Source organism: Corynebacterium maris DSM 45190 (assembly GCF_000442645.1).
Classification (GTDB): Bacteria; Actinomycetota; Actinomycetes; order Mycobacteriales; family Mycobacteriaceae; genus Corynebacterium; species Corynebacterium maris.
In genome coordinates this window covers 1,670,366-1,682,185 of the sequence record NC_021915.1, presented here as the reverse complement: position 1 = coordinate 1,682,185, position 11,820 = coordinate 1,670,366, and the positions used below count along the sequence as shown (strand labels likewise).

Annotated in this window: 11 protein-coding genes; 6 read left to right on the top strand and 5 right to left on the bottom strand. The window is 67.7% G+C overall.

Annotated features, from left to right (window positions below):
- Positions 1-6 precede the first annotated feature (6 nt).
- The 3 genes from B841_RS07900 to B841_RS07890 all read right to left on the bottom strand — a co-directional run bounded on the left by B841_RS07900 (position 7) and on the right by B841_RS07890 (position 3,891).
- Entirely contained in the window at positions 7-1,182 is a 1,176-nt protein-coding gene (locus B841_RS07900) for a baeRF2 domain-containing protein (RefSeq protein ID WP_020934963.1), read from the bottom strand.
- Between the two features lie 188 nt (positions 1,183-1,370).
- Positions 1,371-2,516: a GNAT family acetyltransferase gene (locus tag B841_RS07895; protein WP_156844737.1), complete on the bottom strand. Its 1,146-nt coding sequence runs from the start codon at positions 2,514-2,516 to the stop codon at positions 1,371-1,373.
- 1 nt (position 2,517) lies between these two features.
- On the bottom strand, positions 2,518-3,891 hold the full coding sequence (locus B841_RS07890; RefSeq protein ID WP_052337742.1) for a DUF349 domain-containing protein: 1,374 nt from the start codon (positions 3,889-3,891) through the stop codon (positions 2,518-2,520).
- 165 nt (positions 3,892-4,056) lie between these two features.
- Between B841_RS07890 and B841_RS07885 the strand changes: the two genes are divergently transcribed.
- Both B841_RS07885 and miaA read left to right on the top strand, forming a co-directional pair.
- Positions 4,057-4,680: a hypothetical protein gene (locus B841_RS07885; RefSeq protein WP_020934960.1), complete on the top strand. Its 624-nt coding sequence runs from the start codon at positions 4,057-4,059 to the stop codon at positions 4,678-4,680.
- Positions 4,681-4,682: 2 nt separating this feature from the next.
- Positions 4,683-5,603: a tRNA (adenosine(37)-N6)-dimethylallyltransferase MiaA gene (gene miaA, locus B841_RS07880; protein ID WP_041632205.1), complete on the top strand. Its 921-nt coding sequence runs from the start codon at positions 4,683-4,685 to the stop codon at positions 5,601-5,603.
- 12 nt (positions 5,604-5,615) lie between these two features.
- Here the strand turns inward: miaA and B841_RS07875 are convergent, their stop codons facing one another.
- Both B841_RS07875 and B841_RS07870 read right to left on the bottom strand, forming a co-directional pair.
- Positions 5,616-6,146, bottom strand: coding sequence for a hypothetical protein (locus tag B841_RS07875; RefSeq protein ID WP_020934958.1), 531 nt, complete (start codon positions 6,144-6,146; stop codon positions 5,616-5,618).
- 50 nt (positions 6,147-6,196) lie between these two features.
- Positions 6,197-6,940: a hypothetical protein gene (locus B841_RS07870; protein ID WP_041631833.1), complete on the bottom strand. Its 744-nt coding sequence runs from the start codon at positions 6,938-6,940 to the stop codon at positions 6,197-6,199.
- A 295-nt stretch (positions 6,941-7,235) separates the two neighbouring features.
- Between B841_RS07870 and B841_RS07865 the strand changes: the two genes are divergently transcribed.
- The 4 genes from B841_RS07865 (at position 7,236) to B841_RS07850 (ending at position 11,775) form a co-directional block, all read left to right on the top strand.
- On the top strand, positions 7,236-8,189 hold the full coding sequence (locus B841_RS07865; protein ID WP_041631832.1) for a carbohydrate ABC transporter permease: 954 nt from the start codon (positions 7,236-7,238) through the stop codon (positions 8,187-8,189).
- A gap of 2 nt (positions 8,190-8,191) precedes the next feature.
- Positions 8,192-9,211 (top strand): carbohydrate ABC transporter permease, encoded by a 1,020-nt coding sequence (locus B841_RS07860; RefSeq protein ID WP_084482005.1) that lies wholly within the window; start codon positions 8,192-8,194, stop codon positions 9,209-9,211.
- Positions 9,212-9,274: 63 nt separating this feature from the next.
- Positions 9,275-10,588: an ABC transporter substrate-binding protein gene (locus B841_RS07855; protein ID WP_020934954.1), complete on the top strand. Its 1,314-nt coding sequence runs from the start codon at positions 9,275-9,277 to the stop codon at positions 10,586-10,588.
- A 53-nt stretch (positions 10,589-10,641) separates the two neighbouring features.
- Positions 10,642-11,775 carry an ABC transporter ATP-binding protein gene (locus tag B841_RS07850; RefSeq protein WP_020934953.1) on the top strand — a complete coding sequence of 378 codons (1,134 nt, stop codon included), beginning with the start codon at positions 10,642-10,644 and terminating at the stop codon, positions 11,773-11,775.
- Positions 11,776-11,820: the final 45 nt, after the last annotated feature.

The window sequence follows — 11,820 nt, the reverse complement described above, 5'->3', positions numbered from 1 at the left end:
TCCGGGTTAGTTGCTGCGGATCGCGGCCTCTTCCGCCTCCCTCGGGGAGACGTCGTCGCGGGTGGGGTCCACCGCGTCGATGCGACGGCGGTCATTGCCCATGCTGCCCAGCGCGTTCGACGGGGTGGCGTCGTCGCGCCAGCGCAACAAGGCGCCGACCCCGTCGAGCAGGTCCACGTGGCCGTCGTCGAGCGCGCTGACTCCGGCGTCGGTGGTGATGGCCTTGAGCAGCAGCTCCTCGATGTTGTCCGGCTCGTGGCCGATGACGAACAGCAGCTCCTCGACCTGTCCGCGATCCAGCGAGGCGCTGATTTCGGAGGCGCCGCCCACAGACGCGCCGTCGCGGGCCTGGCTCTCCCGGTACTGTTCCGCCAGATCGTTTTGGCGGTCGTCGGAGAACTTCTGCGTAGTCTCGGCGAGCGCCTCCAAGAAGGAGTCGCGCTGCATGCTCTGCCCGCGGGTGCCGCCGGGCACTTCAAAGATCCGGCTCGTGACCTCCTGTCGCAGATTGTCCTTCAGCAGCGACTGCGCGCGCACGTCGCCGGTGAGGATGACCATGTGCGGGTCGTGCTTGAGCACGAGCTTGTTGACCTGCTCGGCGACGGCCTCGGCGTTACGCTCCCAGGAGTCCTCGACGCGGGCCTCGAAGTTATCGCCGCGCCAACCGTGGCGGCTGGCTCCTGATTTGGTGGTCTTGTGCAGCTCGTCGTGGCCGCCCTCGACGGTGGCGTCCTCGCCGAGGGCCTCGGTGGTGTTGTCGATCGACGGATCGGTGGCGGCCCGCAGGTGCAGGTCCGCCCCGGCCCGGTCGACCTCGATGAGCAGCTGCCGGATGGCGTGCGGCGTCAGCTGCAGCAGCGGCAGCAGCAATGGCGTGTCGCCGTAGGCGCCGGCGTCCTCGCGGGGCGGGGCGGGAAGCACACGGTCGATGAGGATCTCATCGCCGGCGGCGATGATCGCCCGGCCGTGGTCGCCGCCGATGGAGGAGGGCCGGAGAATGGAATCCTCGATGCTGTCGAGCAAGGACTTTGGTGCGCCCTCTTGAGTGACCTTCTCCCGCAGATGCTGCCACCGGTTCGTGATTTCGGTGGCGGCGTTTTCATCGGTGCGGGTGGTGTCGATGTACAGCGAGAGGAACGGGCCCTCCTGCTCGAGAGCGGTTTTCAGCCAAGGGAATTTCACGGGTGGTCCTCCTTGAATCCGGTGGTGCGGCGACCGGACTGCCAGCTGGGCCGTTCGGCCACCGCCTGTTATCACCACCTTGGCAGCGCCGTGGGGCGACGGCAAGGAAAATCTTCCCGCCCACCTCATTTATGCTGCTCACGGGCACATGAGCGGGGGAATATTTGCGTCTGGGCAGGCGGGTGAGGCTAGTCGACGGTCTTTTCCCCGAGTGTCTTCTCCCAGGAGGACGAGCCGCTGATCGGTGTGGCGCCGAGGGCGGTGAGGATCGCCGCCATCGCCGGGTCGTCGGTGGCCTCGGAGGAATACACCCGCTCGGCGTCCGGCCAGGCGGTGCGCAGGGCTGCCAGGCCCCAGTGCGTGGCCGCCGTGCCCAGCCCGCGGCGGCGTCGGCCGCGGGCGACGATGGTGGCGCCCTGTTCCACGACGTCCGGCCGGGAGCCGGCGTGCCACAGGAATTCGCTGAGGGCGTGCGCTTCGCCGCCGGGGTCGATGAGCAGCGCCATGAGCTGCCGCCCGCCCCGGTCGTGCAGGCGGGCGGCGGCGTCCGCCAACCGGCGGGCGTCCCACCGGGCTGGCTCGGTGCTCATGGTGCCGTGGGGGACGTCGGTGCTGGCGGTGGTGAACAGGGCGGCGACGTCGTCGATGAGCTCGGGCGGCACCCGGTAGTCCTCGAGAATTTGCACGCGGTAACCCGCCGGCGGGTCCGTCGGATCGTGTTCGGGCACGGTGAGGACGGACTGCATTTCGGCCAAGCCGGCCCGGTACCCGTGCCCGCGCAACACCTCGGCCATCGCGCCGGTGCCGGGGCGCTGACCCGCCGGATGCATGATCGACAGCTGCAGGACGCTGCGCCCGCGCAGGCGGGCGACGTGTTCCACGCCGGACAACAGCGCGGCGATCGTGTCGCGGGCCTCGGGACTCAAGTCCTCGCCGGGCAGCGGCTGCAGGTCGGCGTCCAACACGATCTCGAACTCGAGGATGTGGCGTTCCTCCAGCTGGGGGAGGCTGATGTGCACGAAGCCCAGAAAATCGAAGAACCCGTCCGCCGTGGCGTCGGCGGGCTGCGTCGACGGGATCAGCGGGTAGCCCAGCGGGGACATCGGCAACGCATCCGCCGCCGCGGCGTCGGCCGTAGGCAGCAGGCCGAGCATCACCGAGTCGGACTCCGCTGACCCGGCGAGCCGGTGGGTCACCCGTTCCACGGAGATCGAGGCCGCCGGGTCGCCGCTGGCTTCCTGGGCCGCGAGGTTGGCCAGAAACGCGAAGGTGAGCACGCAATCGGCCGGCTCCTGCGAAGGAACCGGCCGGTCGAGATGGACCAGTCGCGGCAAACTACTCGTCCTCGAGCGCGTTGGCGGCGGTTTCCGCCCACTCGGCCCACTGGGCGGCCTGCTCGCGTAGCTGGGCGGCCTGCTTCGCCTTGCCCTTGGCCTCGGCGGACTCGGCCTGGGCAGTCAGGTCATCGACCTTGGCTTGGAACTGTGCGGCCCGTGCCTGCGCCTCCGGGTCGGTGCGACGCCACTGGGCGTCCTCCGCGTCGGCGACTCGCTTCTCCACGGCCGTGATCTTGTCTTCGTACTCGCGGACCTGTCCGCGCGGCACGTAACCGATCTCGTCCCACTTGTCCTGCAGCTCCCGCAGCTTCGCCTTGGCGCCGTCCAGGCCCTTGGCCGGGTCGATCTGCTCGTCGTATTCCGCCAGCAGCGCGTCCTTGGCGGCGGCGTTGGCCGCGAACTCTTCGTCGCGCTCGGCGTTGACCGCGTCCCGGGCGCCGAAGAAGTGATCCTGCGCGGCGCGGAACTGCGCCCACAATTTGTCGTCGACCTCGCGCGGGGCGCGGCCGGCGGCCTTCCACTCCGACATCAGATCGCGGTAGGCGCGCGCCGTCTCGTTCCAGTCGGTGGAGTTCTGCAATGCCTGGGCCCGCTCGACGAGCGCTTCCTTCTTGCGCTTGGCCTCCCCGCGCTGGCGGTCGAGGTCCGCGAAGTGGGAACCGCGGCGACGGTTGAAGGCGTCCCGGGCGCGCGAGTAGCGCTTCCACAGCGCGTCATCGGTCTTCCGATCGACGCCGCGGATGGTCTTCCACTCATCCAGAATGGCGCGGATCCGGTCCCCGCCGATCTTCCAGTCGGTGGAGTTCGCGGCGATCTCCTCCGCCTCCTCGGCGAGCCGCTCCTTCCGCGCGATGTCCTCCTCGCGGCGCTGTTCCTGCCGGGCGCGGGCCTTTTCGCCCGCGGCCTCCGAATGCGAGATGACGGCGCCGAGACGGGCGTCCAACGCGTCGAGATCGCCGATGACGGCCGCCTCAGGCAGGGAGGCACGCAGCTCCTCCGCCTGCTTACGGATATTGGCCGCCTCCTCCGGATGCGCCTTGAGGCGGGCCTCGAGGAGCTCCACCTCGGTGGCCAAGTCATCGAAACGGGCGCCGTAGTGGGCGAGCCCTTCAGCCGGGGTGCCGGCCTGCCAGGAGCCGATCTGACGCTCCCCGGCGGCCGTGGTGACGAACACGGACCCGTCCTCGGCGACGCGGCCGAACTTCGCGGGGTCGTTCTTGGGCGGAGCCGCCACCGGCACCGGCGACGGAGCCGGACGCGACGTGCCCGCTCCCGGCCGCGGCCCCGGCTTCGGCATGGTGCCCGGAGTCGGGCGCGGTCCCGGCTTCGGCGTGTTGCTGGGGCGGGGGGAAGGATTCGCAGGGGTCGTCATGAGTGCCGTCCTTGAGTGGTCGTTGCGCCGCGCGACACGGCTGCCGTTCAAAAATCCCGGGAACATTATCCCGGGAACAGTTAACAACATACCGCGTGCCCCCTCTCACCCGTGCGGCGCGGGGCCGGGAAGTACGCGGCGGGGGCAACGCTAAGGTGGAGTGCCGTGAAGGGTTATCTCGTGGTCATTCCTGGCTCGCCCGCGTTGGTGCGCGAGCTGGCCCCCGCCGACGACGCGGGCGCCCGGCTGCTCACCGCCGCCCGGCGCGTGCTGGGGGAGGTGCTCACCCACGCCCCCGACCTGGGCATTGAACTGGTCGGCAGTCGAGCGCCACAGTGGCGTACGCGCCGGGAGGGCTCGCTGGCGGCGTGGGGTGCGCCCCACGTCGAGGTCGGCACGGGCCGGTATCTGCCGGAGTTGATCCAGCGGTATGTGCTGGGCGACGACGCCCGGCGGGTGACGTCGGTGCGCGACGACGTCGGCAAGATCAATCCAGAGGCCTTGACTGTGGTGGCGGTGGACGGGAGCGCGGGTCTGACGGCCCGGGCCCCGCTCGCGCTCGTCGACGGCGCCGCGGACGCCGACGCCTGGTGCCGCGCCGTGCTCTCTGGGACCGCGCCGCCGGACATACCGCCCGAAGACGACGCCGCGGCGTGGCTGAGCGCCCGTGGCGTCCTCGAGCCCGACCTGTGGGTTCAGCTGGCCTCGCTGACCCCGGCGCGGGCCGAGCTCACCCTGGCCGACGCCTCCCTGGGCGTGGGCCGTTACGTAGCCACCTGGGAGATGTGATGATGACTGACCTGCCTCCGATCGCCGTGGTCGGGCCCACCGCCTCCGGCAAATCCGCCCTGTCTTTGGATCTGGCCGAGCGTTACGGCGGGGAGATCGTCAACGTCGACTCCATGCAGTTGTATCAGGGCATGGACATCGGCACCGCCAAGCTGCCCGTCGACGAACGCCGCGGTATCCCGCACCATCTCCTCGACGTCCTGGCGGTGACGGAAAAGGCGTCCGTCGCGCAGTACCAGGAGGCCGCCGTCGCCGCGGTCGAGGAGATCGCCGCTCGCGGCGTACGCCCCATCATGGTCGGCGGGTCGATGCTGTACGTGCAGTCACTCATCGACGACTGGCGGTTCCCGCCCACCGACCCACGGGTCCGCGCCACCTACGAGGCCCGCCTGGAGTCCGTCGGGATCGACCATCTGCATGCGGAGCTGGCCGCGGTCGATCCGGCGGCCGCCGCGGTGATCGAGGACAAGGATCCGCGCCGCACCGTCCGCGCCCTGGAGGTCATCCAACTGACGGGCCGGCCGTTTCAGGCCTCGCAACCCCCGCGCAACGCTCCGCCGCGCTGGGGCACGGTCATCCTCGGGCTGCGCACCGAGTCGGAATGGCTCAACCCGCGCATCGAGCAACGTACCCGGGAGATGTTCGAGGCCGGTTTCGTCGACGAGGTCGAGCAACTGGTGGCGGAGCACGGCCTGATCGCGGAGTCCACCGCCGGACGGGCGATCGGCTACGCCCAAGTGCTGGCAGCGCTGGCGGGGGAGTACTCGATGGAGGAGGCGCTGGAGCGCACAATCACCGGCACCCGCCGCTATGTGCGCCGACAGCGGTCCTGGTTCAACCGGGACACCCGCATCCAGTGGTTGGACGCGGCGGGCGACACCACCGCGCAGGCGATAGAGGTGCTGGAGCGGGTGGGGCAGTAGCCCCGTCCGCCGTCACTCAGAGCCCGGGCCCAGCCGCCGTGCGGCACGGCGGGCGTCCCACCAGGACTGCTCGAGCCGCCGGGCCCGCTCATCGGTAGTCTGCAGCAACGACTCGAGCTCCCGCACGGAAAGATTCGGATTCTGCAGGTGCCCTTCCAACCGCCGCAGAAAACGATCCGCCGCGTTACGGTGCTGATGGAATGCCGAGATATCCGCATCCCTGTTTCCCGGATCGAGCAGGGCGGGGCGATACAGCGTCCGGTCGGCCAACTGGTCGGCGTCCGGGGAGGACCTGAACTCGTCGTACTCTTCCAACACCGACGTCAGCGACTCCGCGGACAGGCGCACCGAACCGCGCAGCGACGCCGTTTCCGGCTTCGTCGAGGAACGCGCCAGGTACATGGCGAGCACGATCGTCGCGATCACCACGATGACCACCCCGGCGGTGCGCAGCATGGCGATGGCCGCCACGGCAGAGACCACCAACAACAAGAGGGTGAGGTAGTCGCGGCGGCCATTCTCCCGCGAAGAGAAAGGGCTCACGGATCATCCTCCCTGGTTTGGGGTGTGCCCGCGCCGCGCCGGGCGTGGGGCTAGTGTCCGCCGCAGGCGCAGTTTCCGCCGCAGCCTCCGCAGCCGCCGCCGATGGGCTGCAGCACGGACGCGGTCATCACGGCGGTGCCCGCCAGCACGGAATCACGCACGGGCAGTTCCGGGGCGTCCGGCAGGCAGACGTCGAAAGGCAGCGCCCCGTCGACGGTGGCGTGGATGAAGCGATGGCCGGTCAGCTGGTTCCACCGGTACTCCGCCTCGAGGACGCGGGCGGAGAACTGTGCCCCGGCGTCGGGGATCGCGGCGCCGGACCCGGAGGCCACCAACTGCGCCCCCTCAGAGATCAGCAGGCCGGTGACCTCGCCGGTCTCTGCCTCGTAGGACTGCGGGTCCGCATAGATCTGATGATCCAGCACCAGGGCGGTGATCCCCAGCTGCTGCCATTCCTGCGTGCCTTCATCCGACAGCAGCGGACCCTGGGCCAAGTTGACCGTCACCGAGGTCATGACCTTGCCGTAGGGGTTGAGCACCTCGCAGTAGGCCAACACGTCGTTGACCATCGTGACGTTGCCGTACGCCTGGGTCTCCGACTGGAACCCCGCGAAAGTGGCATAGGGCTCGACGGCCAAAATATTGATCTGCGCGCCGGAGTCGTCGCTGTACTGAATGAGTTGCCCGCCGCGGACCTCGCCGGTGACGGCGAGACGGTCGGTCGCGCTCGCAGCTTCGACGGCGTCCTGCCAGCGGTCAAACCCGAGGCCGATGCTCTTCAAATCAGTGCTCATGGTTAGGGAGTGTACCCCGGGGTCGTGACCGGGTGAAAGCATCGGGCGACGGGTTCGGCCTGGACAGTGGAGTTGGGATGTGGGGAGCGGGGCCGGAGGGGGACAAAGTGGTCGGCCGGAAGCCTGGTTAACCTCCCGGTCATCCGGGCGTGGCCGGGTGCGTGGCACGTGTCCCCGGTTGAAAGGTCAGATGAACGGAGGGTTTCCCGCGTCCATTAAAGATTGACCGACAATTCATAATGCCCTCACCCGGAGTTCGCTGAGCAGACTTTTCGTTCTCCTAGCCTGTGAAAACATGTCCACAACCATACCGGCCGTCACGAAGAGGCCCCCGGCCGCTGATGGGCCCGCGAGCGCCCGACCCAGGCGGCGTCGGAAGGTCGACTGGAGGGTCCTCGGTCTGGCCCTGCTCTTGGCGGGGCCGAACCTCATCCTCCTGGCAGTCTTCACCTACCGTCCGCTCATCGACAACATCCGGTTGTCCTTCTTCCACTGGAACCTCTCGTCGCCGAACCAGACCTTCATCGGGTTCGACAATTACATCGAGTGGTTCACCGCCGACAGCACCGGTCGGGTCGTGTTCAACACGGTGGTGTTCACCTTCTTCGCCGTGGTCGGGTCCATGGTGCTCGGCCTGGCGCTGGCGTTGTTGCTCGACCGGAAACTCTTCGGCAGGGGAGCGGCGCGCAGCATCGTCTTCGCCCCCTACGTGATCTCCGGGGCCGCGATCGGCGTGGCGTTCCAATTCGTGTTCGACCCGAATTACGGGCTCATCCAGTATTTCCTCGAGCTACTCAATCTGCCGGTCCCGAACTTCTACCAGAACTCCAACTGGGCGCTGTTCATGATCACGGTGACCTACATCTGGAAGAACCTCGGCTATGTCTTCGTCATCTACCTGGCCGCCCTCCAAGGGCGGCGCAAGGATCTCGACGAGGCCGCGGAGATCGACGGCACTCCGCCGGTGCGGCGCTTCTTCCGGGTGCTGATGCCCCAGCTGCGCGGCACGACGTTCTTCATCTCCATCACCGTGTTGCTGAATTCGTTTCAGGTCTTCGACATCATCCAGGCGATGACGGAGGGCGGTCCCTTCGGCTACGGCACCTCGACGATGGTCTATCAAGTTTACCAGGAGACCTTCGTCAACGGCCGGGCCGGTTATGGGGCGGCGGTCGCCACGATCATGTTCCTCGTCGTCCTGGTCATCACCGCGATCCAGATCCGCCACCAGGAAAAGGGGAGGGACTGAATATGTCCACGTCGATCAACAGAACCGAACGTCAGCACTCGGCGCCAACCGCGTCCAGCGTCCGGCCGTCGCCCTCAACCGCCGGGTCCCCGCCACCGGGCCGGGCGTTGCCGCCGACGCCCAGCTCCCGGGACGAGGGACAACCCGTCGTCACCGAAGCGCAACGCAAGCGCCGGCGCGACCGGGAGAAACCCCGGGCGGGGTCCGTGGTGACCAGGATCCTGGGCTACCTCGGCCTGATCCTCGCCGTCCTGGTGATTCTGGTTCCCCTCTACTTCATCGTCATCACCTCATTCAAGCAGTACGCCGAGATCTACGCGGACCCGATCACCTTCTGGCCCGACCCGTGGGAGATCGGCAACTATCTCCGGGTCCTGGAGACCTCGGGCTTCCTGGAGTACCTACGGAACTCGGTGATCATCACCACCGTGCTCACGGTCGTGCAGGTCACCTTCGGGGTGCTCAGCGCCTACGCGTTCGCCTTTCTCCGGTTCCCGGGGCGAAACCTCCTGTTCCTGGCCGTCATCGCCACCCTCATGGTCCCCAGTCAGATCACCATCATCTCCAACTACTCGCTGATCGCGGAGATGGGCCTGCGCAACACCTACATGGGCGTCATCCTGCCGCTGGCGGGCGTGGCCCTGGGCACCTTCCTGATGCGCAATCACTTCCAGTCCCTGCCGAAGGAGATCCTCGAAGCCGCCGCCATGGACGGCGCCGGGTTCTGGCGCACCCTGTTCAAGGTGGTCCTGCCGATGTCCTGGCCGACGCTCTCCGCCTTCATCCTCATCACCGCCGTCACCGAATGGAACCAGTACCTCTGGCCGTTCCTGATCACCGACACCTCGGCGCGGGCGCCGCTGCCGGTCGGCCTGACGTTGCTGCAGGACGCGGAGGGGCTGACCAACTGGGGTCCGGTCATGGCGGGCACCGTCCTGACCACCATCCCCATGCTCGTGGTCTTTCTCCTGCTGCAGAAGAACATGATCAAGGGCCTGACCGTCGGCGCGGTCAAGGGCTGACCGTCCGTCCCGTCTCGCCGACCACCGATCCATCCCCCATATTTTCCCACCAAGGAGACTCTCATGAACCCGTTGAACATCCACCTCAGCCGCCGATCCGTCTTCGGTCTCGGTGCCGTCGCCGCGTCCTCCGCCGCGCTGGCCGCCTGCGCCGGGGCCGGCGGCGCCAACACCGGCGGCCAGGATTCTGGTGGCCCCCTGCAGTTCTGGTCGAACCACCCGGGCTCCTCCCAGGATCTGGAACAGGCCATGATCGACGAGTGGAACGCCGCCAACCCGGACATCCAGGTGGAGCTCGTCACCGGTGGTTCCGACTACGAAGAGCTCGGCCAGAAGTTCAACGCCGCGCTCTCCGGCGGACAGCTGCCGGACATCATCATCGCCTCCGACGTCACCTGGTTCAACTTCGCGCTCAACGGCCAGACCACCAACCTCGACGAATACTGGGACCAGGCCGGAATCGACCCGGACTCCTACGTGGACACCCTGCGAGAGGACTATGCCTTCAGTGGTGGACACTACGGTGTGCCGTATGCCCGTTCCACCTGCCTGATGTACTGGAACACCGACATGCTGGAAGCCGCGGGCCTGCCGACCGACCGCGGCCCGGAGACCTGGGAGGAGTTCGCGGAGTGGGCCCCGCAGATCCGCGAGGTCAACGGCGACCTTCCCGTGATCGTGGTGCCGGACGGCACCAGCTACCTCGACTGGTACTTCCAGGGCATGATCTGGGCGCTCGGCAGCCAGTACTCCGAGGGATGGGAACCGACCTTCACCGACCCCGCGTCGATCGAAGCGGGAGAATTCCTGCAGCAGCAGGTCGCCGAGGGCAACATCGAGATCTCCACCGACCCGACCGTCGCGTTCGGCAACGGCAATGCCGCCGCGCTGTTGCAGTCCACCGGCGTGCTCGGCGGACTGACGGAGACCGCGACGGTCCCGTTCATCACGACCTACCTGCCGGGACCGGGCCCCTCGTGCGCCACCGGCGGCGCAGGTGTGGCCATTCCCAGCGGGATCGCCGAGGAACGCAAGGTCAACGCGCTGAAGTTCATCGACTTCCTCACCAACGTCGAGAACACCATCACCTTCACCCAGGCCACCGGATACATGCCGGTGCGCAAGGAGGCCATGGAGCACCCGGACGAAATCGCGTACCTCGAGGAGAACCCCAACGCCCGCACGGCCATCAACCAGCTGGAGGAGAACACCCAGCCGCAGGACTACGCCCGCGTCTTCGTGCCCGCCGGCGGCGACCGCATCGGCGCCGGCCTCGATCGCATCACCATCGGCCAGGAAGACGTGGCGACCGTGTTCGAGGAGCTGCAGAACGACACGCTGCGGACCTTCGAACGCGACGTCGAGCCGTTGCTCTGATCCCGCCCCGTAGACAACCCGACCGAAAAATGATGTGAAAGGACGGTAACGCCATGGCGACAGTGGAGTTCCGCCAAGTTTCCCGAATCTACGATCCGGAGCGCCCGCCCGCGGTCAATCGCTTCCACCTCGATATCCCGGACGGCGAGTTCCTGGTGTTGGTCGGCCCCTCCGGCTGCGGGAAATCCACCACCCTGCGGCTCCTGGCCGGGCTGGAGCCGATCGACGAGGGCCAGATCCTCATCGACGGACAAGACGTCTCCGAGACCCGGGCACGTGACCGGGACGTCGCCATGGTCTTCCAGTCCTACGCCCTGTACCCGAACATGACCGCCCGACAGAACATGTCCTTCGCGCTGGAAAACCAGAAGGTGGACAAGTCGATCATCGCCGAGCGCGTGGAAAAGGCCACCCGGATGCTCGAGCTGGAGGATCTGATCGACAAGAAACCCTCGGCGATGTCGGGTGGGCAGCGCCAGCGGGTGGCCATGGGCAGGGCCATCGTCCGTCACCCCAAGGTTTTTCTCATGGACGAGCCGCTGTCCAACCTCGACGCCAAACTCCGCGTCTCCACCCGCGCCCAAATCGCCGCGCTGCAGCGCGAACTGGGGGCCACCACCGTCTACGTCACCCACGACCAGACGGAGGCGATGACCCTGGGTGACCGGGTGTGCGTGCTCAAAGACGGCGTCATTCAGCAGGTCGACGTCCCGATGACGCTTTACGAGAGCCCGGGAAACACCTTCGTGGCGACGTTCATCGGTTCCCCGGCGATGACCCTGATGGACGGCGTCTCCGTCATCGACGGGCGGGCGACCCTCGGGGAGGGGCACCCCCTGGATCTGGGGCTGTCGCGGGAAAACGCCGCGAAGCTGACCTCCGACAAGCTCATCATCGGCGTGCGCCCAGAGAACTGGGAGATCGTGGCCGTCAACGAGGACACCCCGGCCAAGGTGGCCACTGTGCCCCTCGAAGTCGCCATCGTCGAGCACCTGGGCGTCGAGCAGTACGCCTACTGCACTCCCGTCATGTCCCCCGATTCGCCCATCGGGGTGCGGGGCGAGCGCGTCACCGTCCGCGCCGGGAAGAACTCCGTGAAGCAAGGCGATCGCCTCCACGTGCGCCCGGCGCTGGGCGGGGTCGTGTTCTTCGACCCGGAGACGGAGATCAACCTGGATTATCTCTGATCCCACCGTCATGTGATCGCTAAGAGCTATCGCCGTTCTATTCCA

Excerpts from the sequence above, each read along its gene's own strand:
- B841_RS07890 (WP_052337742.1), bottom strand. The coding sequence starts at position 3,891 with ATGACGACCCCTGCGAATCCTTCCCCCCGCCCCAGCAACACGCCGAAG.
- miaA (WP_041632205.1), top strand. The coding sequence starts at position 4,683 with ATGACTGACCTGCCTCCGATCGCCGTGGTCGGGCCCACCGCCTCCGGC.
- B841_RS07870 (WP_041631833.1), bottom strand. The coding sequence starts at position 6,940 with ATGAGCACTGATTTGAAGAGCATCGGCCTCGGGTTTGACCGCTGGCAG.
- B841_RS07865 (WP_041631832.1), top strand. The coding sequence starts at position 7,236 with ATGTCCACAACCATACCGGCCGTCACGAAGAGGCCCCCGGCCGCTGAT.
- B841_RS07860 (WP_084482005.1), top strand. The coding sequence starts at position 8,192 with ATGTCCACGTCGATCAACAGAACCGAACGTCAGCACTCGGCGCCAACC.
- B841_RS07855 (WP_020934954.1), top strand. The coding sequence starts at position 9,275 with ATGAACCCGTTGAACATCCACCTCAGCCGCCGATCCGTCTTCGGTCTC.
- B841_RS07850 (WP_020934953.1), top strand. The coding sequence starts at position 10,642 with ATGGCGACAGTGGAGTTCCGCCAAGTTTCCCGAATCTACGATCCGGAG.